Raw genomic sequence first — 25931 nt, forward strand, 5'->3', positions numbered from 1 at the left:
AACCTCAAAATATTTGTGTTCTCGTTGAATCACTTGCCGGCGGTGGGGCAGAGCGTTCGGCGGCTTTGTTGACCCAAATGCTTTCAGATCTTGGTTTTGAGATTCACCTCGTCACGATCACCGATAAAATAGGTTATGAATTTTCGGGTAGGCTTTTCAATCTGGGAAAATACAAGAATGCAACCAACGGCATCTTCAATAAATTAAAACGGTTCCGTCGTTTTAAAAAATACTTGCACGAGCAGGAAATTGATGTTGTTCTGGACTTTAGAATGCGTCGCAATGCCTTAAAAGAATTTTTAATTCAGCGGTATTTGTATCCGGGATTTAAAGTTGTGTTTATGGTGCGTAGTGCTAATTTTGGCTATTATTTTCCGGAGCCAGATGTTGTTGCAAAGCAACTTTTTAAAGATGCAGAACTCTGCGTACTTACCGAAGCTATGAAGCAAAACATAGAGCGACGTTTTGGTTTTGAAAAAATTAAGGTACTTCCCAATGCAATTGAGTTGTCTGCTTACGAGCGAAATTATCCTGAACCCAATGATGTAACTCATCCGTATATTCTAGCGAGTGGAAGGTTGCAAAGAGGGGTGAAGCAATTTGATAAGCTTATTGAAACCTATGCAAAAAGTGAATTGCCAAAACTAGGCATTGACCTGTATATTTTGGGACAAGGCGAAATGCTTTCAGGACTTCGGCAACTTGCTAAAGATTTGAATATAAGCGATAAAGTTGTTTTTAAAGGTTTTATAAATTATCCCGAACCTTATGTAACCCATGCGCTATTTTCAGTTTTGTGCAGTGCTTTTGAAGGTTTTCCGCGGGTGATCTTAGAAAGTCTCGCGTGCGGAACTCCGGTAATTTCAACAGATTGTCCTACCGGTCCGCGCGAACTTCTTGACGGTACCAATGGAATTCTGGTTCCGCATCAGGATTTTGAAGCTTTAAAGGAGGCGATGAATTGTCTGGCGCAAGAGGAGCACACAAGAAACCGATTTAAAGCTGCAGCCCGAGCGAGTATTCGTAAGTTTGATGTCGCACAGATTGCACCGCAATGGCAAGGCTACCTTAACGCACTGTATAATGATTGAACGTATAAAACTCCCTAAAATAGAAGATCGAAGAGGTAACCTTTCGGTGCTTGAAAAGGATATTGTGCCTTTTGAATTCAAGCGGGTGTACTACTTGTATGACGTGCCCAGTGGTGCATCTCGTGGTGGACATGCCCATATCGAGCAGAACGAATTTTTAATCGCGCTTTCGGGAAGTTTTGATGTGGTTATTCACGATGGGAACAATACCCAAACATACACGCTTAATAAACCGGATGAAGGTTTATTGATTCCCAACGGCTATTGGCGCGAGCTTCATGATTTTTCGAGTGGAGGTATTTGCCTGGTTCTGGCGAGTGCTGTTTTTATCGAAGCAGATTATATACGGGATTTTGAAGCATTTCTCCAGTTTAAAAAGCAGTAAGGCGAATCCCGCGCTTTAAAAAGAAGATCTTCACTTTTCTAATACTCACAAGTAGGATGCGTGGAGCATATAACAGAAAGCGTTGTTTTTTATTTAATACTGAAGTATCAAGTTTGGCCTTCAGTTTTTTGAAGAGATCTTTTCTGCCTTCCGTTTTATAAAAGATACAGAGAAAATAGCGTTTGGTATGAATGTAAATGCGCAACGATTGATGATCGGGATGTGCTCGTAGCAGTTTACCAAATTTAGGTGCTTGCAACTCGCTCTTCTTTTGACTACTGATCTGCCCCGGGACTTCGGTACGGTAGGTACAGGTGATCTCAGGATGAAATGCGGTTTGAAACTCTAGATGCGCTCTGATCAAAAAATCTACATCTTCAGAATAAGTAGTTTGCTCATTAAATCCTGCCAGCGTGTTGAAACTTGCTTTTGTAAAAGCCAGTGCGCTGGGAATGATCAGGGGTTGATACAAACTTTCGGTAAAAAAATCAGTGAGTATATACGGGTGCTTGTGTGCCGTATTTAATTTGGGTTTTACAGTCTTCCCGGAGTTGAAGAGCTCTTGATAACCTGTCGCAAAAAGCTGTGCTTCAGGAAAATTTTCAGACAGTTCTACGAGGTGTTTCAGATGATTAGGTAACCAAAGATCGTCTGCGTCGAGAAGGGCGATAAGTTCGTATTGGGCTTCCGCTACTCCGCGATTCCGGGTTTTTGATAGTCCGTGATTTTTCTGATCGATGATACGTATGCGTGTATCCTCAAAGCTTCGCATAATGTTGAGGCTGGCGTCTGTAGAACCGTCGTTAATAAGTAAGAGTTCAAAACTGGAGTAGGTTTGTTGGAGTACAGACGTGATGGTTTCTATCAGATACGCCTCTTTATTAAAAACCGGAATGACGATACTAACGTGTTTCATCTTCTCGCTTTAACTTTAAATAATAGCACAGCCGGTACAGGTCAAAAAGTCTTAAGTTGGGATTGCTTCCGCAGAGATTTTTTAAAATACGATGCTCGTAACGCGTAAACTGTCGAAGTAAAAAGGGGGCTAGTTTGCGTTTTTCCAGGGCTTGTCTCACGCGCTGAAGCGGGCGATAATCTGGCGGAATCAACTGTTGCTCTTCTAAATGAACAAGCGTCTCCAGGGCCTGATGCGTTTTTAATAAATAAGCAGCCGAAGTTTCAATGCCGTGATGCACGGTGGGATTGTCTAGATGTAAAACCGAAACCTGTTGTTGCTCTAAACGATGCGAAAAATAGGGATCCAATCCGTAGGCTTTTTCTTGAGCCGGATTGCATTTTAGGAATACCGATTTTTCAATAACTAAATGCTGACTGATTAAAGCCAAATAGGTTTTTTGATTACGCTCAGACACCGATTTTACCTCCCGGTTTTTACCATACGTATAATGCAAGGCATTTTCCTTTTGAGGAAGTGTGTTAGGATAGGCGATACCGCCAAAAACCACCTGAGCTTGATCAAGATGTTCAACACACGACGTTAAGAAGTTTTTCCGTAACGGAAGCACATCGGCATCGAGAAAGAGTAAATGATCGTAGTGCGCTTGGGTTGCAAGAAATTGGCGTGTTGCGGTTCTGCCACGATTTTCACTAAATCGGGTATACCGGCAATTATGCTGCGCTGCAAGTAGCTTATTTGCTTTTTGAATTTCACTAGCTGTCGAAGCATCATCTGCAATACAGATCTCAAAAGCGATCTGCAAATCGCCGGTCATCTTAGACAAGCCGGCTAAAAGTTTATCTAGTGCATCATTGTAGACGGGTATGAGAATGGATAACATATCCCGAAATTAGAATTAAATCGTCTTTTGTACGACTTCAAAGATTTTATTTCCGTCGCATTTGAGGGTTTTGGAAGGGTATTTTAAAAGCAGTGCATAATCGTGCGTAGCCATTAAAATGGTATTTCCGTTTTTGTTGATCTCCTGCAAAACACCCATAACTTCTACAGAAGTTTGCGGATCGAGATTTCCGGTTGGCTCATCGGCAAGAATCAATTCTGGGTCGTTCAAAAGCGCACGCGCGATAGCTACCCGTTGCTGCTCACCGCCAGAAAGTTGGTAAGGGTATTTAAAGCCTTTAGTTTTCATTCCTACTTTATCCAGCACCTTATCGATTTTGTCGTCCATCTCGTTTTGGTTTTTCCAGCCTGTGGCTTTCAAAACAAACTTGAGATTTTCTTTTACGGTGCGATCATTCAGCAGTTTAAAATCCTGAAAAACAACGCCCAGTTTTCTGCGTAGGTATGGGATTTGCTTTTCTTTTAAAGTCGTCAGGTCAAAGTCTACAATGGTTCCCTGGCCTTGCTGTAATGGGAGATCACCGTAAAGCGTTTTCATAAAACTACTTTTACCGCTTCCGGTTTTCCCTATGAGGTACACAAATTCGCCTTTATTGATCGTAAGGCTTACTTCAGAAAGAATAAGACTTTCGCGTTGAAAAATAGAGGCATTTTGAAGTTGCAGAACCGGTGTAGACATAAAGAAGCTTCTAATATTTGATAATTAGCTAACGTCAAAAGTACAATAACTATTTCATTTGTATAGTAGCTTTAGGGTCTATTGAATGAAGCCTTTAAATTCCTGAAAGGAAGTTCTTTTTAAGAAGCCTACTGTAGATATAATTATCCTAGTTTTGTAACGTTATTAACAGTAGTCACTTTTTAAAAAACATACTTTTGAACGTGCTGCTTTTGCAACTTAACCTAGAACATATGATCAAGAAATATGCCTGTATAGGGCTTCTCACACTGCTCACAATGCCGCTTCTCTTGGCACAGCAGTCTGCCGCTTTTACAAACGATCTGGCAAAATACAACAAGGCGCTCTCGCTGTATAACAGCAAACAATACCTCGCCGCGCAAACACTTTTCAACGAAATAAAACAGGAAGCAGACGATCCTACGATCAAAGGAGATTGTGCGTATTATATCGCAAATGCTGCGGTGCGCCTCAACCAAAGTGGTGCCGATGCCGCGATGCAAAAATTTGTTGAAGAATATCCTACGAGTACCAAGCGCAATTCTGCTTATAAGGATGTCGCCGATTATTACTACGAGAACGGGAAATATTCGGTAGCTAAGCGCTGGTATGAGCAAGTAGACCTGTCTCGCTTGAACTGGAGCGAGCTCGAGCGCTATAATTTCAATATGGGGTACATTCATCTAAAAACCAACAGACCTCAGGAGGCCAAAGTGTATTTTAGCCGTGTGCGCAATTCTGAAAAGTACGGAGCGCAGGCGAAGTATTATGAAGGTTTTATGGCGTATGAAAATGATGATTATGAAGAGGCGAGTCAGCTTTTTGAAGAAATAGAAGCCGAAGAAGGAACCCGCGAAGACCTGAGTTATTTTAAAGCCGATCTAAACTTTAAACAAGGTAATTTTGAAGAAGCGATCCAATTGGCCAAAGAACAACTTCCTACTGCAAACCGACTCGAGCAATCTGAATTGAATAAGATCATTGGAGAGAGTTATTTCAACTTAGGACAATTTGATGAAGCGCTTCCTTACCTAAAAGAATATCGCGGTAAACGTGGACGTTGGAGCAACACCGATTACTATCAACTGGGCTATGCGTATTACAAGCAAGGTGATTATGACAGCGCCATAGGGGAGTTCAATAAAATTATAGATGGAAAAAACAGCGTTGCTCAAAATGCGTATTACCATCTTGCTGATGCCTATTTAAAAACCGGTAAAAAGCAGGAAGCTTTAAATGCGTTTAGAAATGCTTACCAAATGGATTTTGAACCGAAGATCAAAGAAGATAGCGGACTCAATTACACCAAGTTGAGTTATGAGATCGGGAATGCCTATGAGCCGGCTCCGCAAGCCATTGGTAACTATTTAGAACAATATCCTGACACTCCCGAGCGTCAGCAATTGCAAACTTTACTCATCGACTCGTACATCACTTCTAAGAATTATGAAGGAGCGATGGAACTCATTGAGAATAACCGAAATTTTGAAGATAAAGTAGCCTATCAAAAGGTGGCTTTTTACCGCGGAATCGAACTTTATAATGACGGCGACTACCAAGAGGCGATCATCAATTTTGAAAAATCTTTAAGTGAACCACGCACTCCGGAGTTCACCGCACGCGCGCTATATTGGAAAGCCGAAAGTGAATACACCATAAACCGTATTGATGATGCGTTGTTGACGTTTAAGCAGTTTGAACAGAACAGCGCCGCACGCTCGTTACCAGAATATGACAACCTAGCCTACAACTTGGGCTATGCCTATTTCAAAAAGAAAAACTACAATCAGGCGACAAAATACTTTAGTCAGTTTACCCAATCGGGAACGGATGATAATGTGAGAAAGATGGATGCCTATATGCGTCTGGGTGATAGCCATTTTATTGAAAGTGAGTATTGGCCGGCGATGGAAGCTTACAATGCCGCTATCGCAATGCCTGGTGGAAATAAAGACTATGCGACTTTTCAGAAATCGATAAGCTACGGTTTTGTAGATCGCAACGCGCAAAAGATCGAAGGCTTAAGCAATTTTGCTAACGTTTTTCCACAGTCGAGCTACAGAGATGATGCTTTGTATGAATTAGGAAACACTTACGTTGCTACAGGTGATAATGAGCGTGGTATTCAGGCCTACGATCGTCTGGTGCGTGAGATTCCAAAGAGCAAGTTCGCAGCAAAAGCCCAGCTTAAAAAAGCGCTTATTTACGACAATACCAGTAGAAGCGATCAGGCATTGAATTTATTCAAGCGTGTAGCTCAAGATTACCCGGGAACGCCTGAGGGTGTGCAGGCGGTAGCTTCAGCAAAACTAATTTATATAGACAAAGGTCAGGTTGATGAATACGGAAGATGGGCCAATACCCTAGATTATATTTCGGTTGAAGATTCAGAATTGGACGATGCGGCTTTCTCTTCTGCAGAGCAGCAATTGGTAGGAAGCAACAACGCGCAAGCAATTCAGAATTTCGAAAAATACCTGAGAGAATACCCTAACGGACAACGTGCGATGGAAGCACATTTTTACTTAGGTCAGCTTTATTTTGGTCAGAATGAATATGCAAAAACAAAGTCGCATTATAAATATGTGATCGACAAAGAACGCAGCGAATTTACCGAGCAGGCCCTGGCACGATTGGGTCAGGTGTATTTGAGTGAAAGCAATTATGCCGATGCGGTTCCTGTTTTAAAACGTCTGGAGACCGAAGCGGATAGTGCACAGAACGTGATTTTTGCACAAAGTAACTTGATGAAATCCTATTACGAGTTGCAGCAATATGCCAATGCTGTAAGTTATGCCGATAAAGTATTGGCGAATTCCAAAATCGATAATAATGTAAAAAGTGATGCGCAGGTGATTATCGCGCGTAGCGCAATGCAAACCGGTGATGAGAATAAAGCAGCCGCAGCCTATCGCGAAGTTTCAAAAATTGCAACTGGTGCCTTAGCCGCAGAAGCCTTGTACTACGATGCGTATTTTAAGAACAAGAACGCTGACTATACCGGTTCTAATGCATCGGTACAAAAGCTGGCTAAAGATTATAGTGGTTATAAAGAGTACGGAGCAAAAGGTTTGGTCTTGATGGCTCAAAACTTTTATGAGTTGGATGACGCGTATCAAGCGACTTATATATTAGATAACGTGATCACCAATTTTACAGATTATCCTGAAGTTGTTGCTGAAGCGCAACAAGAACTTACCCGTATTAAAGCTGCAGAATCTAAAACCAATTCTTCTTTAGAGGAAGGAAATAACTAAAGTTGAGGTTTATGTGCAAACAATCATTAATGAAAACATCTATGAAGATTCAATATATAAAATCCATTTTCACGCTCACGTTGATGCTGGCAGGGCTAAGTCTTGCGCAGGCTCAGGATAAAGGGAATCTGGGAACCGAAGTAGTAAATGTGGTTAAGCCCTACACTCCAGAGATTGGTGATGCATTTAAAGTCAAAGCGACTCCGGCTTTAAATGATTCTTTAAATACGGCTAAGAAAAAAGTAACCTACGGTATTTTTTCGGTACCGGTAGCTTCTACTTTTACGCCTGCAAAAGGAAAGGCTGCTCAGGTAGAAAAAGCAAAACCTGTAAAATTATACGACAATTATGCGCGTTTGGGCTTTGGTACCTATACCACTGCTTTGGCTGAATTTTACAGCAATTTTGAGATCGACCGGGATTCTAATTTCGGAATATACCTCAATCATAATTCGTCTCAGGGAGAAATTGATGGTGTTGTGCTGGATAATCAGTTTTACGATACCGATTTGAATTTGAGTTATGCTACACGAGATCGCGATTATAATTGGTATGCAGATCTTGACCTGGGCCACAAACTTTTTAATTGGTACGGCCTTGATGAGTTTGTAGCGGCTTCACCTACATTGGTTGAAAGTATAGATCCTGTACACAGCTATTTCCAAGCCGGATTAAGCGGAGGTGTTGAATTTAACGAAGGCTTTTTTGAAGGAGCCACAGCACGTTTGGGATATTTTGGTGACTCATATGAGTCGAGCGAAATACGCGCAGTCATTGCTCCGGAATTTATGATTCCTATTACCGATCAGAAAATAAGCATCGATCTCAAATTGGATTATTTAAGTGGAAGTTTTGATCGTAACTATCGCAATTCAGAAGCTATAGAATACACGCATTTTATAGCGAGTGCCAATCCTAGTTTGCAGATTTTATTAGAGGATCTTAGGCTGGATCTGGGAGTCAATGTAGCCGCAGATCTAAATCCTGACGCAGACAAAACAGATATCAATATTTATCCAAGTGTACAGGCTTCCTACAATGTGGTAGATGAATATTTTATTGCTTATGGTGGTCTTGAAGGAGGTCTGATGCAAAACAGCTATCAGGAGCTTGCTGCCGAAAATCCGTTTGTGTCTCCAACATTAGATTCACTTTCACCAACCGATCAGAAATACGATCTATTTGCGGGAATTAAAGGAAAGTTAAGCAGCGCAATGAGCTATAATTTACGCGCCAGCTATTTGGCAGAGGACAACAGATTATTGTACAAAAACAACTTCAGATCGGTAAGTGAAGGAACACTTGCAGGAGCAGAAAATTATCAGTTTGGTAATTCTTTTGGTATCGTGAATGACAACTTGAAAACACTTTCCATTTTTGGAGAGCTCAACTTTGATGTGAATAGCAATTTAAAAATGCGCATCAACGGGGAAGCTTTTAGCTACGATACAGATATGGAAGAAGAAGCCTGGAATTTACCCGATTTTCAAGCTTCATTCTTTGCAGATTACCAGATCGATGAACATTGGTTTGCCGGGGTGACGTTGTTCTATGTGGGCGCACGTAACGATCAGGTAGATGTACAAACCAGTTCGATTGTGTCTAATCCGCAGTTGGTGGAGTTAGAGAGTTACTTTGATGCTAATGCGCACGCGGGTTATCGCGTTAATGATCAGTTATCATTTTTTGCGCGTGTAAACAATGCTTTTGGTAATAATTATCAGCGTTGGGTTAACTATCCTGTACAAGGAATTCAGGGAATGGCAGGTGCTACCTACCGCTTCGACTGGTGAAAAATCAGGACCATTACAATATAAACTCCCAATTTTGGGAGTTTTTTTGTTTTAGGCAATGCCGTCTTAATTTGTACATTCGCAAAAAAATACAGACTATGCGCAATGTTCTTTTTGGTTTATTAGGTTTTCTGGTGTTGTTGAGTTGTGAAGATAAGGCTTCAGATAAGGTTGAGGTCGATGCTATTTTTTACAACGGAAATATATATACTGTAGATTCGGGTTTTTCTAAGGCCGAAGCTTTTGCAGTAAAAGATGGGAAATTTGTAGCAGTAGGTTTAACCGATTCTATCCAGGCAAACTATTCGGCTAAAACGATGACCGATCTTGCCGGAAAGACCGTACTTCCGGGACTCATCGATGCGCATTGTCATTTCTACAGATTTGGTGAGTCGTTGCAAAATGCAGATCTGGTAGGTACCCAAAGTTATGACGAGATCATAGATCGACTTGCCGCTTTTCAGAAGGAAAAACCTAGTGATTTTGTTTTTGGTCGCGGTTGGGATCAAAACGATTGGGAAAATAAAGCCTTTCCTACTAAAGCAAAACTAGATTCTCTTTTTCCGGATATTCCTGTAGCGCTTCAGCGTATTGACGGTCACGCCTTATTGGTAAATCAGAAAGCTTTAGATCTTGCTAAAATTGATAACACCACAATTACCGAAGGCGGCGAAGTCATTCAGGAAGGCGGAGAAGTAACCGGCGTTTTGATCGATAATGCAATGGATCTGGTCTATAATGTCATGCCAAAATTAAGTAGAGAACAAAGTATACAAGCGCTAAAGGATGCACAAGACTATTGTTTTGATTATGGTTTGACCACGGTAAATGATGCCGGTCTCGATCGAAACACGATTTTACTTATAGATAGTTTACAAAAGGCAGGAACGCTTGAGATGCGTATGTATGCGATGATCAGCAATACCGCAGCCGATGTAGATTATTTTATTGAGAACGGAATTTTAAAAACTGAAAAACTCAATGTAAGATCGGTTAAAGTCTATGGCGACGGAGCTTTAGGTTCTCGTGGTGCTGCTTTGCGTGCACCGTATTCTGACCGTCATAACCACTATGGAGCGATGGTAACGCCGGTAGACAGTATTTACAGTTTGGCTAAAAAATTGGCAAAAACCGATTTTCAAATGAATACGCATGCGATTGGTGATTCGGCAAATACGGTGATCTTAAACGCCTATGCCGAAGCTTTAGAAGACCAGTCTGATCGTCGCTGGAAGGTAGAGCACGCTCAGGTGATCTCGCCAGATGACTTTGATTACTTTGATGATAATATTTTGCCATCGGTACAGCCTACACACGCCACCAGCGATATGTATTGGGCAAAAGAGCGTTTGGGAGAACGCCGAATGAAAGGCGCTTATGCGTATAAAAAACTATTGAATGAAGCCGGAGTGATCGCATTAGGAACCGATTTTCCGGTAGAGCGTGTCAATCCATTTTACACGTTTTATGCTGCCGTTGCCCGTAAGGATCTGATGCAGTTTCCTGAAGGTGGTTTTCAGAAAAAAGATGCTTTAACGCGTGAAGAAACCTTACGTGGTATGACCATCTGGGCTGCCTATTCCAATTTTGAAGAGAACGAAAAAGGAAGTATCGAAGCCGGTAAGTTTGCAGATTTCATCATAATGGATCAAGATATTATGACCATCGATGAAGATGCTATTCCTAATCTAAGTGTCAATCAAACCTGGCTAGGCGGGAAGCAGGTCAAGTAAGGATTAGATACAGCTGTTTTTAGCATAGGAGAAAACGGCTCTACCCAGCTCAATAATTTTACCGTCTGAATCAATGCGCAAATGAACTTGGTCTGTTTGATAAGGAAGGCAGCCACTTACAAGTTCAGAAACTAAAAGTTCAAAATGGTCGTCTACTTTTCGGATGGCCCCCGTTTCTTTACTGCTAGAACTGTGGGAATACCCGTTTACATTAGCCCAAAGTATAGCTTCAGATGCACTGTCTATTGTACCTAAGAATGTCAAAAGTTGCTCTGGCGTGTTCAAAATTGCATTGGTGCCCTCTTCTTGCAATTTGATATATAGAAAACAATAGGAAGGTAGACAACCTCCTGCAAAACCAAACATCGTCTCCATAGCGTTGAATGATTCAGCACACGTATCAGCATCAGAAACATTAGCGCAAAGAGTACCTTCGGAGGTAATAAGTTCTTCATCTGCATTACCTTCTATTGAATACAAAAGTTCATAGTAATTAAAGGTAACCTCCGGATTCAAATCGGTATATGGAAAACGTTCAGTAATTGTATCGAACTTTGATAAGTCTACGTGTATCGAATCATCTTTACTACAACCTAATACAACAATTGAAAGAAAAAGGTAGCTGAATATTTTGGCCATACAAACAGTGCGTTTTGAAAATAAACTCATGGAGTTTATTTTTCAGTTATTAAACTCTTATTAAGATGCTTAACTGTTTGATTGGTTGCGTAGAAATGTCGTTGTTTTTCAGATTATGTTGACGAATCAGTAAGTGAACAGCACGTTTAAACCACCCAACTTTTACCCACAAGCATCCAGGAGATCAGGGTTTGTTTTTTACCCAATTGGGAATCTATTTTTTGAATTCGTGGCGTTAAGATCACAGTAACTACAGCACAAGTTGCGGCTTTAACTGCACCATCAAAGCTAGGAAACAGCCACTGCAGCAAATACCAAATGCCTACATAGCTGATAAAGAAAGCAAACGTACTTAGAAAGATAACTGTAAAACGGTTCATGGTTATAAGATTTTGTTTGAGATAAGATAAAAAATAGATCTATTCAAACAAAATACAAACCGGAGTAGGAGCAGTGATTTCTGAAGCGTAGGTCATCAAACCGCTTTCAGGATCTCGGGTGTAAGAAACGAGGTTATTGCTGTTTTGATTGGCTACGATCACAAACTTTTCATCCGGTGTCAATTGAAAGTTACGCGGATCTTTTCCTTTTGTAGGCTCGTTTGCAATTAGGGTTAAACTTCCGTCTTCTGTCACCTCAAGAATAGCGATGCTGTCGTGACCGCGGTTTGAAGCGTAAATAAACTTGCCGTCTTTACTGATGTGTATATCGGCTGCTTTACTGAAGGCATCAAAGTCCTCAGGTAGTATCGAAGTCACTGTTTTAACGCTATAACGCTCATTCTCTTTACCTATTTGTGCTACGGTGTTGTCTAACTCATTCAACACATAGATAAAGCCGTTGGATGGATGAAAAACCAAGTGCCGCGGACCAGCACCTTCTGGTAAATCCAGCTTTTGTGGTTCAGCAGGTTCGAGTTTATTTGTTTGTGTGTTGATCTTTGAAAACCATAATTGGTTGGTTCCTAAATCAGCAGAGACGATTCCGCTACCATCGGGTAAAAACCAAGCGGAATGTGCGTGTGGTCCTTCCTGACGATCGGTAGTGCCTTGGCCTTCGTGTTGTTCCACATCAAGCAACTCTGAAAGACTGCCGTCTTGTTCATTCAATTTTAAAAGTCCGACGTTTCCCCCGGTATAATTAGCAACCAGTACATAATTGGCTTCGTTTATCGTTACAAAACACGGATTTGCGCCGCCACTGTTTTGTTCGTTAATCGGTGTTAAGGTATCGCCTGCAACTTTAAAAGTTCCTATTTTCCCTTGTTCCCTTTCGGTAACCGAAAGCAAAATGTCTTTAGCATCATTAAATGCGAGGAAAGAAGGGTTAGCAACTTCTGCAGCAAGTACCGGTTTGGTAAAGGTGCCATCTGCTTCAAGACTTGCTTTATAGATTCCTTGGCTATCGCCATCGGTATAGGTGCCAATATAAAAGCTGGTATGCTCCGTATTTTGAGTTTCAGTCATTGGAGTTTCCTTTTGAGATTCGGTGTTTTTACAGGAAATTAGCGCAGTTAAGCAAAGACTTAAGAATACAGCTTTCATGGATTGTTTTTTTAATTATTCCGCTTTAGCGAACTTTAAAAATACTGTATTTATTGGCGTCGCCAAAGGATTTATTTCTCATAGGCTTGCCTTGAAATAGATTACTTGATCCTTGAAGCTAATGCTTTTCCACTTAGGTTGCCCTAAAAGAGTATTGCATAAAAAAATCCCAACACGTTGTATTGGGATTTTATACTTTTTGAAAGTTTATTCGGCGCCGTTAGGATACCAATCGAGTAGCATCACTTCGGTGCCAACATTTGCAGAATCTACAATTCCTTTAAATTTTTCTACATCGCTTAAGCCGTCCTGACCTCTAAAATGATACGGATACACCTCTTTCGGTTTGAATGCGATCACACCATCTGCAGCACTCTCAACAGTCATCGTATACGGAAGATTCATACAAACGTATGCTTTATCGATGTTCTCTAGATTACGCATCTCTGGGATATCTTCGGTATCTCCTGAGAAATAAACGCGCATTCCATCTTTTTCAAGTACATAGCCATTACCTCTTCCCTTAGTGTGAAATTGTTTGGCTTCTTCTCTCAAGTTATACATAGGTATCGCGGTCAACGTATAGCCATCCCAAGATTTAGATTCTTCATTATTGATTACGGTTACTTGAGCGCGTATAGGACCTTCAAGTTGATCAAATACCGCTTGCGGCGCATAAATTGTAGTCTCAGACGTCGCAACAGCCTTAAGTGTGGCTTGATTTAAATGATCGCCGTGAATGTCTGTAACCAGAATTACGTCTGGAGCCGGTTGGCCTTCAAAAGCTTCTGCACCACCTACAGGATCGATATAAAAAACGCTATCTCCAAATTCAAAAACAGCAGTAGCGTGCTCAATAGGTGTAAGGTTGAATTCTGCTTCTGCTTCTGAAGTTTCAGTGGTCATCGCTACTTCTTCGGTTTCTTTGGTAGCATCATCTGCGGTCTTGTTTTCATTTTTACAGCTGAATAAAGCGGTAGCTGCAAAAACAGAAAGTATTAATTTTTTCATAGTCGTATTAAATGGTTTAGCTACAAAGGAACTAAGAAAAATGAGCTTTATCTATTAAAAAAATCGTAAACCTTAAAGCTTGATTTTCATTTTAATATCGGCACGCTCATAGGGATTTGGGGTTTCTAAAGGGATTTCTTCAAAGCCGAATTTACGATAGAGGTAAATCGCATTACCTAACTTTCGGTTCGAATATAAGATGAGTTGGTCAAGACCTTTAGCGCGTGCAAAATCAAGCGTATACTGCAATAATTTTTGACCTATTTTTTGTCCTCGAAGGTTTGAATCTACGGCCATTTTTGTCATTTCAAAGACTCCATTCTCATCGGGCATTAAGGCTACTACACCGGCAACCTTTTCTTCTAAGAGAACCACGAGAATATCGCCGCCGGGTTCAATAATGAAACGATACGGATCGCTCAGTACTTCATCGTCGTGTGGTTCTACCACAAAGTATTGCTCCAGCCAATGCAGATTAAGTTGTTTGAAAGGAGCATCATATTCAGTCTTATAGGTGTCAAAAACAAGTTTCATAGGGTAAATTTAGGGCTGCAAAGTTAATACAGAAGGAATTGACGCATTCAATTTGATGCTAATTAAAGCAGTCTTAACGCGATGTTCAGTCGGCTTTTTGTAAATTCGAAGCAGACTAAATAACCCTATTATGACCGATCAAAAATTAGGTTTAAATACCATTTGCACTCACGTGGGTGAGGTGAAAGATGAGCAATTCAAAGGCGCAGTGTCGCCCATATATATGTCTACTTCTTACGCTTATGAAGATGTTGAAGTAAAGCGTTATCCAAGATATTTCAATACGCCTAACCAAGAGATGCTGGGTAAAAAGATCGCTGCCCTTGAGGGTGCCGAAGCCGGGATGATCTTTGGTAGCGGGATGGCTGCGGTGAGTACCGCTTTACTCGCTTTTTTAAATGCGGGCGATCATATTGTATTACAAAAGACGCTTTATGGCGGCACCTTTAATCTCGTGGAAGAAGAATTCTCAAAAATGGGAATCGAGTATACGTTCACTTCTGGGCTAGAGCAAGCCGACTTTGAAGCTGCAATCAAAGAAAACACCAAAGTGGTGTATATTGAAACACCATCAAATCCGTTGATGACGGTGACCAATATGCAAATGGTAGCAGATCTGGCAAAGGCTAAAGGCATAATCACGATGATTGATAACACCTTTGCTTCTCCGGTTAATCAGAATCCGGCTGAATTTGGCATCGATATTATTTTGCACAGTGCAACCAAATATATGGGCGGTCACAGTGATATTCTTGCCGGTGCTGTTGCCTGTTCTGAAGCGCATATGGATAAGATCTGGAATAAAGCCAAGAACCTGGGCGGAAGCTTAAGTGACTTTTCGGTTTGGATGCTTGAACGTAGTTTGAAGACGATGGTTTTGCGCGTAAAGCAACAAAATAAAAATGCTAAGAAACTTGCGAAATGGCTTGAGCAAAACGGGCATGTAAAAGCGGTGTATTATCCCGGTTTAAAAACTCATCCCGATTATGAACTCGCTAAAAAGCAAATGAGCGGTTTTGGCGGAATGCTTTCTTTTGAACTTTCAGACGAGTTGGATGCTTCTGCTTTTATGAAAGAATTGAAGTTGATCAAACCCTCGATGAGTCTTGCAGGTGTTGAGTCGACCATTCTTTCGCCTACACAAACCTCACATGCTTTGTTAAGTGCTGAAGAACGCGAAAATCAAGGAATCGCAGACGGCTTGTTGCGTTTTTCTGTAGGCATCGAAGAGAAAGAAGACTTGATTGCCGATCTCAAGCAAGCGCTTGAAAAAGTGGTGAAAGACAGTTTAAACTTTAGTATTTAAGTTAGGTTCGCTGTTGCTTGCCGACAGAAAATAGATACGATTTAAAATAACAACTATTGAAATTAGATATACTTGCCATTGGTGCGCATCCTGATGATGTAGAACTTTCCTGCAGTGGTGTTCTTGCCAAGGAAGCCAGCCGCGGAAAGAAAACAGGAATTCTAGATCTTACACGTGGCGAACTGGGAACACGCGGTTCAGCAGCAATCAGAGATCAGGAGGCAGCTGCCGCAGCAAAAATTTTAGGATTAAGCGTGCGCGAAAACATCGCTTTGGCCGATGGTTTCTTTGCCAATGATAAAGAATCACAGTTGCGTATTATTGAGATCATACGTAAATACCGCCCGGAGATTGTGCTGTGCAATGCTATTGATGATCGACATATCGATCACGGTAAGGGAAGCAAATTGGCCAGCGACGCGTGTTTTTTAAGCGGTTTGAAAAAGATCGAAACAACCTTTGAAGGCGAAGCTCAAGAAGCCTGGAGACCTAAACACGTATATCATTACATTCAATGGAAAAACTTGCAGCCCGATGTTGTGGTAGACATTAGCGGTTTTATGGATGTAAAGATGGAATCTGTACTTGCTTACGGTTCGCAGTTTTATGATCCTAATAACCCGGATAACAATACGCCGATATCGAGCAAGAACTTTCAAGATAGCGTAAAATATAGAGCGCAAGACTTGGGAAGACTTATAGGAACAGACTATGCTGAAGGCTTTACGGTAGAACGTTATCCTGCGGTAGATTCAATTTTTGACTTGATCTAAATTTTTTTGATAGAATGTATTGCTCATAATGTGGATTTGCATTACATTTGCACCCGCATAAATCGCTAGCGAAATATGCTTTTAAATGGTGGTTGTAGCTCAGTTGGTTAGAGCGCCTGATTGTGGTTCAGGAGGTCGTCGGTTCGAGACCGATCTTCCACCCGAAAGTAAGAATCCTCACAGCAATGTGGGGATTTTTTCGTTTAGGGCGGTTTTAGATTTCTTCAATTAGTCTGTCAAAAACTTCAAAGTGATGTTTATCTGATCTCAGCTCAATACTAAGTTCTTCATTTTTCATATTTACCTCATAGAGTTCTTTGGAAGAAAATAAGCTTTCTAAGCTGGTTAAAATCTTATGGTAGAGACTGGGTAGTCCATTTTTGTATTCGACAATATACTTAGGATAGTGTTCTACCTTTTTCAATTTTGTATTGAAAAGCATTTTGATGCCATCAGTAGTTGTTTGCTTTCTAATCTTAAAGTCATTCGCTTCTCGTGAAACATATTTTGTTTTCCATTCAGCAGCGACCAGTAAACTCTCATAGTTTGATGAGAGGAATAAGTTTCCTGTAGATGTAAATGTTGCTTTCTTGTAGCCTAACGTCCACAATTTTGGATGAGCAACCTCTCCAAAAATCAAATAGGATGAAGCATTAAAGACGCCTTTAACCTTTCCATTTTTATTGGCTATAAAATGTTCAAAATGATTACAGAATTCTTCGTTGGCCTTAAAAAAGGGAGAACTCGTCTCTTGAGGAGAAGCGTTTGATTTGATTATCATTGGTTAAATTGAAGTGCTACAATACATTAGTAATACTTAAACAGATTTTGTTACTATTAATATGCTTGTAATAACTCACTCAACTTCAACACCGTCTTCCAATTGCGGGTGGTGGCGCTAACTTTAAGTTTTTTCTCAAACAGGGCGTTAGAGAGCTTGGTTTTATGGTATTTCCCGGGAATGTTTAAATAGATCCATGTGTTTTGATGATCAAATTGATCCGGAGCATAATCCATTGCTTCTAATGCCGTTACCTGTGATTCCTCTGGTGTTTCACTTAAAAAAGTAAGATGTAAGTTTTCTATCGGAGTGCTTTCGGTAGCAAACGGATTGTTCTTTACAGCGTGTTGAAGCCTTGCTGCCTCCAAGCAGATTACAGGAACCTCAAAACCAAAGTACTCCAAAATCGCTTTCTGAATCTTTTCTGCAAGTTGCACGGTGTCCTTTGTGTCAGTATTAAAAATGATATTTCCGCTTTGGATATAGGTCTTGACCTGATCAAAACCCAAATCGGTCATCAATTGGCGCAATTCGGCCATTGGGACTTTTCGGTGTCCGCCTACGTTGATTCCGCGTAACAGGGCAATTTTGGTCGCACTCATAAGCTTGCTTTATAGGTTTGCATTTTATATTCTAGATTTTTCTTGACTCCGTGCCACTCTGAATTTGTTATAGAGAATACCACAGTGTCCCTGTAGCTACCATCGGCATTAATACGGTGATTGCGTAAAACACCGTCTTGTTTAGCTCCTAGTCTGGCGATGGCTGCACGCGATCTTAGATTGAACCAGTCGGTTACAATTTGAACAGCAATACAGTTAAGTTGTTCAAAGGCGTAACCGAGTAACAGTCGTTTGCAGGTTGTATTCACACCGGTACGTTGTACACTTTTTGCATACCAGGTGTAGCCAATTTCCAGTCGTTTGTGCTGGGGTTGCATCCCATAAAAGCGTGTGCATCCTATGATCTTTCCGCTTTGCGCATCAATAACAGTAAAAGGATATTCTTCGCCTTTTTCTTTTTGATCCAGTGCGGTTGCAATATACGTGTCTATTGTAGCTTCAGAAGGTACCGAAGTATACCACAGTTCCCATAAATTTCCATCAGACGCAGCAGCAAGTAAGCCATCGCGATGCTGCTTTTTCAGCGGAATAAGTTTAACAGTATCATCCCCTAATTCCAGTGGATGTTTGATCCATTTAGACATAAAATAGGTGTTCCATTCTTATTTATAAAACTACTAGAAATGCATAAAAAAAGCCTCTTAAAAAGAGGCTTTTGTAGTTTCAGTCAATTAATTCCTTACGGAGCTTTATCAACAATGATACGGTCTTCGCGATTTGCAACTTCCCAAGCGGTTAAGAAAACGAGCTGCGCACGTTTTGCAAGCATGGGATAATTGATCTTATCTGGTGTGTCAGATACTCTGTGGTAATCTTCGTGAGTCCCATTAAAGTAGAAAATGATAGGCACACCTTGCTTCGCAAAGTTGTAATGGTCAGAACGGTAGTAAAAACGATTAGGATCGTTCTCATCATTGTAGGTATAATCCAGATCGATGTTCATATACTTGTTATTTACAGCAGTCGAAATGCTGTCTAGCTGCGTACTTAACTTGTCTGAACCAATTAAATAAACATAGTTCTCATTGTCTTTATGTGCATCGTCTACACGACCTATCATATCGATGTTAAGATCTGCTACCGTATTCTCGATAGGGAAAATAGGATTTTCGGCATAGTATCTAGAACCGTAAAGTCCTTTTTCTTCACCGGTTACGTGCAAGAAAACAATAGAACGTTGTGGTCTGTAACCTGCTTCAACCGCTTTATTAAACGCTTCAGCGATCTCAAGAACCCCTACGGTTCCCGAACCGTCATCATCGGCACCGTTAAAAACTTCGCCATCATCACGTACCCCTACGTGGTCTAAGTGTGCTGAGATCACAACATACTCTTCAGGTTTGGTACTTCCTTTAATAAAAGCCACTACATTTTCAGAAGCTTTGATTCCGCTTCCTGCTCTAAAGAAACTCTCAGGAACGGTTTGAAAGTAAGTATCTTCAAGTGCAGAAGGTATTCCTTGATCGATATAATAGTCTTTAAGATATTCTACAGCTTTCTTTTGTCCAGGCTCTCCGGTATTACGTCCTTCAAACTCATCAGAAGCATATACATAGAGCATTTCTTTCAGTTCCTCTGGAGAAATACTTTCGGCAAATGGCATAGGATCAACATCGGTCAACGCGACATTTTCTCCGGAATGACTTCCAGACTCGGTCATTTTTGGCCCACAATTTACTAGCAATACGCTGGCAAGAATGCTGGCTGTATAAACAATTTGTTTCATAGGTTATTTTATTATTTGTGCGATAAAAATACGTTTTAGTAAAATGCTTTTAACAGAAATGAAAAGATTTTTCTGTACGGCACGCTTTAAATGCTGAAAAATTCTAAACGTGCAGGTAAAATTTACCGTCTGCTTCTTTGGTAAGTTTTAAATCTCGATAGTCAAGCATAAAATGCTTGATCTGCTCAATATGTGCAAATTCGTCCTGAGTGTGGGTTGTATTGAGAATGATAGACTGTGCATTTCCGTTTGCTGCGGCTTTTGCTCCGGTGGGGCTGTCTTCAAAGATCAAACAGTCTTCGAGGTCAACCTGAAGCCGTGCTGCAACCATCTCAAATACTTGTGGATCTGGTTTTCCGCGATCTACCATATCAGAATGCACGACGGTTTGAAAATAAGGTTCAAGATGTAAAGCTTCCACAGCAAATTCGGCATTTTCTTTAGGTGCAGCAGTACCAATGCCCATAGGGATCTGTAATGCTTTTGCAGTATCTAAAAACTGTTGAAGCCCCGGAAGCATTTTGATCTTATCAGCATAAATTTCACGATAGGCAGCTTCTTTGTCCCAAGCGATTTGTGCGATTTCTTCTTCATTAAATCGATCACCAAAAAGTCGCTTAATGATCTCGCTGTTCACCCCGTGAATATCCCGTTTGACTTCGTCTAAGGTCATTTCCAGCCCCAGTTCTTTTAGTTTTTTTTGCCAGGCCCGGTGGTGAATCATCATGTTATCGATCATTGTGCCATCCATATCAAAGATGAGCGCTTTTACCGGTATTTTGTGTGTTGCTGTTGCCAATATGTAGAATTAAAAGTAATGGCTCAAAGATACGGAAATGGTCTGCGTAAGCTAAAATTTACGCGTTTCCCCCTTGGTAAAAGGGGCGTTTGCCCCTAATTAAAGCGGTTAAGGTTTTGATAATGTGTGTTTTATTAATTTAGTTTTAGTCTTTTAAACCAATCTTGTCATGAGCAAAGCACTTGTTTACGGAACTGAGCAAAAGCCGGAAGAAACCAAACTATCGGGGATTTATGCTGAATTTGAAACGGTAAAAACCATTCGGTTGGCACAAAGCAGAGCCGAAAGTAAAGCCATTCCGCTAGATCTAAAAGAGGAAGATATTATTCAACTGACTTTTGCTGATGATACTACGTGGATTGGTAATGCGCTCGATATTGAAGAAATCTATTCAAATCCTGCAAAAAGCAGCAGGTCTGAAGCGCTTTTTGTAATTGATGCCCAGGTGACGGGTACGGCGGCTTCTCGTGGCGGAATAGGCAGTGTGCTTATAAAAGCATTGCATTTATTAAGACCTAAAGTTGCTGACGTGGCAGCACAAACCGCCGCAAAACTAGCTGTGGCCTACGATAAAAAGTTGATGCCGCAACCGGGAGTTTTCAAGATGGATGCATCGTTTCAATACATACCGGCAGGAAAAGTGGTTGTGCAACCCAGCCCTTATCTGTTACTCATCCACGGGACGATGTCCAACACTTTTGCTGCTTTTTCAGAATTGCGCGTAGGAGGGAACCCCATTTGGGATCAGCTGCGAGCGCATTATCCTTCAGGCGTTTTAGCTTTAGAGCATCGTACGCTTTCGGTGAGTCCGTTGCAAAATGCACTTGATTTTTTAGAACAGCTCGATAAAAATATAAGCATTGATATTTTAAGCCATTCGCGTGGCGGTCTTGTAGCTGATATTTTAGCAAAATGCGATTGTCGCAATCCTATTGTAGGCTTTAGCGATCTTGAATTGGAGATGATGCGCAAGGAAGATGATGCGTCTTATAAGCTTATGCTCAAGATCAATACGCTGGCAGCAAAGCTTCAGCTTACAGTTAATAAAATCATACGTGTTGCGGCGCCTGCCAGCGGCACGACGATACTTTCTAGACGCTTAGATCATTTTCTTAACGTTGTGATGAATGCGCTGGGTCTGGCACTTGGAGCGCAGGCAAACGTACTTTATACCACGGTACGCACGTTTTTGCTCGAAGTGATCAAGCAGAAAGCAAATCCCCAAGCGATGGCGGGTTTATACAGTATGGTCCCCGACAGCGCTTTTCAAAAAATGTTGAATTATTCTTCAAATGCGGTGGTTAACGAACTCTATGTTATTGCAGGTGATGCTGAGGTGGGTGCCGGTCTGGTAGATGCTATGAAAGTAATTCTTGCCAATCTGTTTTACTGGAAAGCCAATGACCTTGTTGTAGATTCTAACCGTATGGAGCAAGGCGTGCCGCGCTTGAATGGAATCAACTATTTGCTTTCAAAAGACGCTGCGACTAATCATTTTAACTATTTCAGTAATCAAAATACCTGTGATGCTATTTTGCAAGCGGCGCTTACGCAAGTGGGAGAAACTGCAAATTTCTTTGTGCGTAAAACTCCGGCTGTTGCCAGCAGAGGCGTACTGCTCAGTTTAGTGTCTATGAAAGGCGTTCATTATGATAGCGTAAGCGGAAACAAGCGTATAGCCGTTGTGATCCCGGGAATAATGGGCTCAAGCCTTGATCATAACGGAAATCCGCAATGGATCGATTTTAGAGAACTGAACCGCGGTGCGATCAAAGATGATCTACATATTAAAACCAGCGATGTTTCGGCAAGTGGTGTGATCAAAAAGTATTACGATGATTTTATACAGCATTTGACGAAAACGCACGATGTGGTGACTTTTCCTTTTGATTGGCGTAAAAGCGTTTCTTTAGCAGCTAAAGCTTTTTCAGAAAAGATGGAGGAATTGCTTCAGCACAACCAACCGGTACAACTCATTGCGCATTCTATGGGCGGACTCGTAGTACGACAGTTTATGATCGATTTTCCGCAGCAATGGAAGACGTTTATAGAAAAACCTTCTAATAAGTTTGTGATGCTAGGTACGCCCTGGCTGGGTTCTTATCTAATTATGGAAGTGCTCACCGGCCACAGCAGCCGCGTCAAGCAATTGGCGATGATGGACTTTAAAAACAGCAAAAAAGAGTTGCTTCAAGTGTTTAGAGAATATCCGGGTATTTTTGAATTGCTTCCTATCGAAAACAATGAAAAACGCCCGTTTTGGGAAACGCAATTTTGGAAAGAACGCCAGGAAGAATGCGATGATGCGATGGTGATTCCGCTTAAAAAAGAACTGGATGCTTTTAAGAAATACCGAAAAACCGTTCTGGATTTTGTTACTCAACTGAAGGATGACGACCTCAAAGATGTATATTATATCGCAGGTCACGCTGAGCAAACCGTTTATGATTACACCACAAAAAAGCGGTTCTGGTCTAAAAAGAAAAAACTGGTCTATCTCGCGACTACTCACGGTGACAGTAGTGTGACCTGGGTCACGGGAATCCCTTCGCGCTTGCCGGAGAACAATTTGTATTATAGCGAAACCTCACACGGCGAACTCGCCAACGATCCCAAATTATATGACGGTATTGTTGATATTTTACTCGAAGGAAAAACCAACCGCATCTCAAAAACCAAACCCGTAAGCAGAGCAGGAGAAGTTATTACCGAAGTGTACAGCACTCCAGAACCCTTTAGCGATCTAACGACTGCGGGAGATGCTGTTTTTGGAATTCCGGCGAAGCCTGTTGTTGCTGCGAGTGCACAAACCAAATTTAAAGTAGAAGTCATCAACGCCGATTTGAAAGTGGCGCGTTATCCTGTGATGGTAGGCCATTTTAATAATGATGGCGTGCACAGTGCAGAAAAAGCACTCAACCGTTGTCTCGGCGGGAGGTTGATGCAGCGCTACGATATGGGGTATTATCCGGGGAAAATTGGCGAAAGTGAAGTCTTTTTCAATTTGAACACCAAGCCTCACGGTGCCATCGTTTGTGGTTTGGGCAACACTCAGGAACTAACCCATTATTTATTGGCCAAAACCACCGAGATGGCAACTTTAAAATATGCCATGTTTATGCGCGATAACTACACATTACCGCGTGCCAAATCCTTTGCTGAAGGTATCTCTTTTATTTTTATAGGCACTGGGTATGGCAGATTGCAGGTAGAAGATTCGCTAAAAGGAATTTTGCTCGGTGTGAGTAATGCCAACGCTTACATACGCGATCATAAAAATGGATTGATGGAAATTAAGCATATTGAACTGATCAATCATTACGAATCCTTATCTAGCCAGGCGTATTGGGGACTCACCCGATTGAAGCACGCTGATAATCGCTTCAGTTTTGAGTTGGTAAAAGGGGTGAAAAGTAAAGAAGGCGCCAAGAAAAAAAGAGCCTTTATAAGCGATCGGGATGACTGGTGGCATCAATTCAATATAGAGAGTATTCTTACGCAAGATTGTGTCAAAGGTTTTGCATTTAATTCCTCAAGCGGTCTGGCACGTATTGAAGAGGAAGAAGTGCATAATGGCTTAGATCAGGTTGAGGTGTTGCTAGAACGTATGTCACACAGTTCAGTTTGGGATAAACGCTTGTCAAAAACCTTGTTTGAGTTGCTTATTCCCAATCGCTTTAAAGATATCATTCGCAATCAAAATAACATTTTGCTCAAACTCGATCTGGAAGCGGCACAATTTCCATGGGAATTGTTTCACGATTTTGAGTCTGATGAAACACCGGCAGCTGTCAATAGCGGATTGATCAGGCAGCTGCTCACCTCAGAATATGAGTCGATGCAGCTACGCGCGGCAACAGATTCTGCTTTGATCATAGGAGATCCCATTTATGAGGAAGAAGCCTTGCCGCAGTTGCCGGCCGCTAAGCAGGAAGCGCAGTTGGTTGATGCTAAGTTGAACGAGGCTTCTTTTGAAACCCATGCGCTCATTAATGCGCAAGCTGCCGAGATTATGCTGGAGTTGTACACGCGTCCTTATAAAATCCTTCATTTTGCCGATCACGGTTTGTACGATATGGAAAACGATCGCGTGGGTATCGCCATTGGTGGCGGAATTTGTATCAACCCGGCGATGATCAAACAATTGAGTTATGTGCCCGAGTTCGTTTTTATCAATTGCTGCTATTCAGGAACCTTAAATGCAAAGGATGCAGCGTATACGCAGTCTCGCTTTAAACTGGCAGCAAACGTAGGTACACAGCTGATTCGTATGGGAGTCAAAGCGATCATCATTACGGGCTGGGCAGTCGATGATGCAGCGGCAGCAACTTTTTCAGAAAATTTTTATAAACGTATGCTTATGGGCTATGAATTTGGTGAAGCGGTACAATTTGCACGTAAAAAATGCTATCAGAATCACGGCCATACCAATACGTGGGGCGCCTATCAATGCTACGGAAATCAGCACTATAAGTTCAATGACCGAAGCAAGCAACAGGAAGACGATTATGATTATGTGCTCAGTTCGCAAGTGTACATCGATTTGGAAAATCTGTATTCTGAGATCAAACAAAATGCGTCAAAACCTAAACGTGGTAAAAAACGACTCCAAGCTATTTTGGCTAACGCAGAACGCAACTACCTTATTGATGGCGTGATCAGAGAAAAAGAAGCTTTGATCTACGATGAGTTGGGCGACCCCAAAAAAGCTTTAGAAACCTTTAGTTCTGTATTATTGCTTGAAGATGCTAACTTCTCGATGAAAGTGCTCGAGCATTTCTGCTTGTTACGCTCGCATAATTTTTCTGACAAAGCAGAAGAACGGCTTGAGCAGTTAGAACAAGTCACCAAGTTGGCCATGATAGGTAAGACCACACTGCGCCTGGGCGTTGTGGGGAATGCCTATAAATTTGCCTCGATGAAGGAAACGCCCAAGAAACGCGATCTCTACCTGAAGTTTGCGCTAGATTATTATTCTGAAGCCTTTTTGATGAATAATGATCTTTACGACGGGAACAGCCTGGATGCTTTTTCAAATATGGTGTTCATCGGTTATATCTTGCAAGGGTATGAGCAAGCCGATTTGTCAAAGATTTTCCAGCAGTTTACAGATAAAGATCCGCTGACGTATCTAAAAGACTTTCATAAGAATCTCGATGATTTTGACCCCGAAGATCTGGATATCTCGGTACTCTTAGGAATGACCGAAGTAAGCTTTTGTTTGTTATTGCTTCAGGAGGACGGTCAGGAAGATCAGACGCTTTTAGATGAAATAAATAAGCGTTTTTCTGAAACCTTCTCGCTGCTGCACAGCACCCGGCAAATACGCATCGAGATCGCCCAAATTGATTTTTTACTGAGTCACCCACAGGTGATCGACCAGAATAAACAAGATGTACTTTCAAAGATACGCGAAGCCTTGTTGCGTTATAAATAGC

General features: G+C 41.4%; 21 protein-coding genes and 1 tRNA gene. 9 read left to right on the forward strand and 13 right to left on the reverse strand.

Translation table 11 applies throughout. The features are described from left to right. The first annotated feature begins 11 nt into the window (after positions 1-11). Both WA338_RS12490 and WA338_RS12495 read left to right on the forward strand, forming a co-directional pair. On the forward strand, positions 12-1091 hold the full coding sequence (locus WA338_RS12490; RefSeq protein ID WP_262494762.1) for a glycosyltransferase: 1080 nt from the start codon (positions 12-14) through the stop codon (positions 1089-1091). Beyond that, positions 1084-1476, forward strand: a complete 393-nt coding sequence (locus WA338_RS12495) for a sugar 3,4-ketoisomerase (RefSeq protein WP_009780885.1) — start codon at positions 1084-1086, stop codon at positions 1474-1476. The genes WA338_RS12490 and WA338_RS12495 overlap by 8 nt, the downstream gene beginning before the upstream one ends. On the opposite strand, the gene WA338_RS12500 is transcribed toward WA338_RS12495, so the two are convergent. From WA338_RS12500 to WA338_RS12510, 3 genes are read right to left on the reverse strand one after another with little or no spacing between them, the layout of a single operon-like run. Continuing rightward, entirely contained in the window at positions 1463-2392 is a 930-nt protein-coding gene (locus tag WA338_RS12500; protein ID WP_009780884.1) for a glycosyltransferase family 2 protein, read from the reverse strand. The two genes, WA338_RS12495 and WA338_RS12500, sit on opposite strands and share 14 nt — an antisense overlap. Continuing rightward, on the reverse strand, positions 2379-3275 hold the full coding sequence (locus WA338_RS12505; protein WP_009780883.1) for a glycosyltransferase family 2 protein: 897 nt from the start codon (positions 3273-3275) through the stop codon (positions 2379-2381). Before WA338_RS12505 ends, WA338_RS12500 begins: the two co-directional genes overlap by 14 nt. 15 nt (positions 3276-3290) lie before the next feature. Beyond that, complete coding sequence (locus WA338_RS12510) at positions 3291-3974, reverse strand: cell division ATP-binding protein FtsE (RefSeq protein ID WP_009780882.1); 684 nt, start codon at positions 3972-3974, stop codon at positions 3291-3293. Positions 3975-4207: 233 nt separating this feature from the next. Here WA338_RS12510 and WA338_RS12515 point away from each other — a divergent pair, with 233 nt between their 5' ends. From WA338_RS12515 to WA338_RS12525, 3 genes are all read left to right on the forward strand, one after another. Then, a complete protein-coding gene (locus WA338_RS12515; protein ID WP_009780881.1) occupies positions 4208-7231 on the forward strand; it encodes a tetratricopeptide repeat protein in 3024 nt (1007 codons plus the stop codon). Positions 7232-7260: 29 nt separating this feature from the next. After that, positions 7261-9024: a TonB-dependent receptor gene (locus tag WA338_RS12520; RefSeq protein ID WP_230199268.1), complete on the forward strand. Its 1764-nt coding sequence runs from the start codon at positions 7261-7263 to the stop codon at positions 9022-9024. A gap of 98 nt (positions 9025-9122) precedes the next feature. Further along, positions 9123-10757 (forward strand): amidohydrolase, encoded by a 1635-nt coding sequence (locus tag WA338_RS12525; protein ID WP_272985657.1) that lies wholly within the window; start codon positions 9123-9125, stop codon positions 10755-10757. Positions 10758-10760: 3 nt separating this feature from the next. Here the strand turns inward: WA338_RS12525 and WA338_RS12530 are convergent, their stop codons facing one another. The 5 genes from WA338_RS12530 to WA338_RS12550 all read right to left on the reverse strand — a co-directional run bounded on the left by WA338_RS12530 (position 10761) and on the right by WA338_RS12550 (position 14485). Next, positions 10761-11426, reverse strand: coding sequence for a hypothetical protein (locus WA338_RS12530; protein WP_154648939.1), 666 nt, complete (start codon positions 11424-11426; stop codon positions 10761-10763). A 116-nt stretch (positions 11427-11542) separates the two neighbouring features. Beyond that, positions 11543-11776 (reverse strand): hypothetical protein, encoded by a 234-nt coding sequence (locus tag WA338_RS12535; protein WP_009780877.1) that lies wholly within the window; start codon positions 11774-11776, stop codon positions 11543-11545. A 39-nt stretch (positions 11777-11815) separates the two neighbouring features. Beyond that, positions 11816-12940 carry a lactonase family protein gene (locus WA338_RS12540; protein WP_009780876.1) on the reverse strand — a complete coding sequence of 375 codons (1125 nt, stop codon included), beginning with the start codon at positions 12938-12940 and terminating at the stop codon, positions 11816-11818. A 207-nt stretch (positions 12941-13147) separates the two neighbouring features. Beyond that, positions 13148-13951 carry an MBL fold metallo-hydrolase gene (locus WA338_RS12545; RefSeq protein WP_272985663.1) on the reverse strand — a complete coding sequence of 268 codons (804 nt, stop codon included), beginning with the start codon at positions 13949-13951 and terminating at the stop codon, positions 13148-13150. Positions 13952-14023: 72 nt separating this feature from the next. Beyond that, positions 14024-14485 (reverse strand): GNAT family N-acetyltransferase, encoded by a 462-nt coding sequence (locus WA338_RS12550; RefSeq protein WP_272985665.1) that lies wholly within the window; start codon positions 14483-14485, stop codon positions 14024-14026. A gap of 130 nt (positions 14486-14615) precedes the next feature. On the opposite strand from WA338_RS12550, the gene WA338_RS12555 reads away from it, so the two are divergent. The 3 genes from WA338_RS12555 to WA338_RS12565 all read left to right on the forward strand — a co-directional run bounded on the left by WA338_RS12555 (position 14616) and on the right by WA338_RS12565 (position 16727). Beyond that, entirely contained in the window at positions 14616-15791 is a 1176-nt protein-coding gene (locus WA338_RS12555; RefSeq protein ID WP_009780873.1) for a trans-sulfuration enzyme family protein, read from the forward strand. Positions 15792-15847: 56 nt separating this feature from the next. Next, positions 15848-16564, forward strand: a complete 717-nt coding sequence (gene bshB1, locus WA338_RS12560) for a bacillithiol biosynthesis deacetylase BshB1 (RefSeq protein WP_273017150.1) — start codon at positions 15848-15850, stop codon at positions 16562-16564. 87 nt (positions 16565-16651) lie between these two features. Beyond that, a tRNA-His gene (locus tag WA338_RS12565) sits at positions 16652-16727 on the forward strand. A 51-nt stretch (positions 16728-16778) separates the two neighbouring features. Here WA338_RS12565 and WA338_RS12570 read toward each other — a convergent pair. From WA338_RS12570 to WA338_RS12590, 5 genes are all read right to left on the reverse strand, one after another. Next, positions 16779-17345: a hypothetical protein gene (locus WA338_RS12570; RefSeq protein ID WP_009780871.1), complete on the reverse strand. Its 567-nt coding sequence runs from the start codon at positions 17343-17345 to the stop codon at positions 16779-16781. A gap of 56 nt (positions 17346-17401) precedes the next feature. Continuing rightward, positions 17402-17947 (reverse strand): DUF1697 domain-containing protein, encoded by a 546-nt coding sequence (locus tag WA338_RS12575; RefSeq protein ID WP_273017151.1) that lies wholly within the window; start codon positions 17945-17947, stop codon positions 17402-17404. Beyond that, positions 17944-18552, reverse strand: coding sequence for a GNAT family N-acetyltransferase (locus WA338_RS12580; protein WP_273017152.1), 609 nt, complete (start codon positions 18550-18552; stop codon positions 17944-17946). The genes WA338_RS12575 and WA338_RS12580 overlap by 4 nt, the downstream gene beginning before the upstream one ends. Positions 18553-18647: 95 nt before the next feature. Continuing rightward, positions 18648-19694, reverse strand: coding sequence for a M28 family metallopeptidase (locus WA338_RS12585; RefSeq protein WP_273017153.1), 1047 nt, complete (start codon positions 19692-19694; stop codon positions 18648-18650). Positions 19695-19797: 103 nt separating this feature from the next. After that, complete coding sequence (locus WA338_RS12590) at positions 19798-20493, reverse strand: HAD family hydrolase (RefSeq protein WP_273017154.1); 696 nt, start codon at positions 20491-20493, stop codon at positions 19798-19800. Between the two features lie 169 nt (positions 20494-20662). Between WA338_RS12590 and WA338_RS12595 the strand changes: the two genes are divergently transcribed. Continuing rightward, entirely contained in the window at positions 20663-25930 is a 5268-nt protein-coding gene (locus WA338_RS12595) for a CHAT domain-containing protein (RefSeq protein WP_336093574.1), read from the forward strand. The last annotated feature ends 1 nt before the right edge of the window (position 25931 follow it).

The sequence above is a fragment of the Leeuwenhoekiella sp. CH_XMU1409-2 genome (assembly GCF_037029365.1).
Lineage (GTDB): Bacteria > Bacteroidota > Bacteroidia > Flavobacteriales > Flavobacteriaceae > Leeuwenhoekiella > Leeuwenhoekiella blandensis.

Excerpts from the sequence above, each read along its gene's own strand:
- WA338_RS12495 (WP_009780885.1), top strand. The coding sequence starts at position 1,084 with ATGATTGAACGTATAAAACTCCCTAAAATAGAAGATCGAAGAGGTAAC.
- WA338_RS12500 (WP_009780884.1), bottom strand. The coding sequence starts at position 2,392 with ATGAAACACGTTAGTATCGTCATTCCGGTTTTTAATAAAGAGGCGTAT.
- WA338_RS12505 (WP_009780883.1), bottom strand. The coding sequence starts at position 3,275 with ATGTTATCCATTCTCATACCCGTCTACAATGATGCACTAGATAAACTT.
- WA338_RS12510 (WP_009780882.1), bottom strand. The coding sequence starts at position 3,974 with ATGTCTACACCGGTTCTGCAACTTCAAAATGCCTCTATTTTTCAACGC.
- WA338_RS12515 (WP_009780881.1), top strand. The coding sequence starts at position 4,208 with ATGATCAAGAAATATGCCTGTATAGGGCTTCTCACACTGCTCACAATG.
- WA338_RS12520 (WP_230199268.1), top strand. The coding sequence starts at position 7,261 with ATGAAAACATCTATGAAGATTCAATATATAAAATCCATTTTCACGCTC.
- WA338_RS12525 (WP_272985657.1), top strand. The coding sequence starts at position 9,123 with ATGCGCAATGTTCTTTTTGGTTTATTAGGTTTTCTGGTGTTGTTGAGT.
- WA338_RS12530 (WP_154648939.1), bottom strand. The coding sequence starts at position 11,426 with ATGAGTTTATTTTCAAAACGCACTGTTTGTATGGCCAAAATATTCAGC.
- WA338_RS12535 (WP_009780877.1), bottom strand. The coding sequence starts at position 11,776 with ATGAACCGTTTTACAGTTATCTTTCTAAGTACGTTTGCTTTCTTTATC.
- WA338_RS12540 (WP_009780876.1), bottom strand. The coding sequence starts at position 12,940 with ATGAAAGCTGTATTCTTAAGTCTTTGCTTAACTGCGCTAATTTCCTGT.
- WA338_RS12545 (WP_272985663.1), bottom strand. The coding sequence starts at position 13,951 with ATGAAAAAATTAATACTTTCTGTTTTTGCAGCTACCGCTTTATTCAGC.
- WA338_RS12550 (WP_272985665.1), bottom strand. The coding sequence starts at position 14,485 with ATGAAACTTGTTTTTGACACCTATAAGACTGAATATGATGCTCCTTTC.
- WA338_RS12555 (WP_009780873.1), top strand. The coding sequence starts at position 14,616 with ATGACCGATCAAAAATTAGGTTTAAATACCATTTGCACTCACGTGGGT.
- WA338_RS12570 (WP_009780871.1), bottom strand. The coding sequence starts at position 17,345 with ATGATAATCAAATCAAACGCTTCTCCTCAAGAGACGAGTTCTCCCTTT.
- WA338_RS12575 (WP_273017151.1), bottom strand. The coding sequence starts at position 17,947 with ATGAGTGCGACCAAAATTGCCCTGTTACGCGGAATCAACGTAGGCGGA.
- WA338_RS12580 (WP_273017152.1), bottom strand. The coding sequence starts at position 18,552 with ATGTCTAAATGGATCAAACATCCACTGGAATTAGGGGATGATACTGTT.
- WA338_RS12585 (WP_273017153.1), bottom strand. The coding sequence starts at position 19,694 with ATGAAACAAATTGTTTATACAGCCAGCATTCTTGCCAGCGTATTGCTA.
- WA338_RS12595 (WP_336093574.1), top strand. The coding sequence starts at position 20,663 with ATGAGCAAAGCACTTGTTTACGGAACTGAGCAAAAGCCGGAAGAAACC.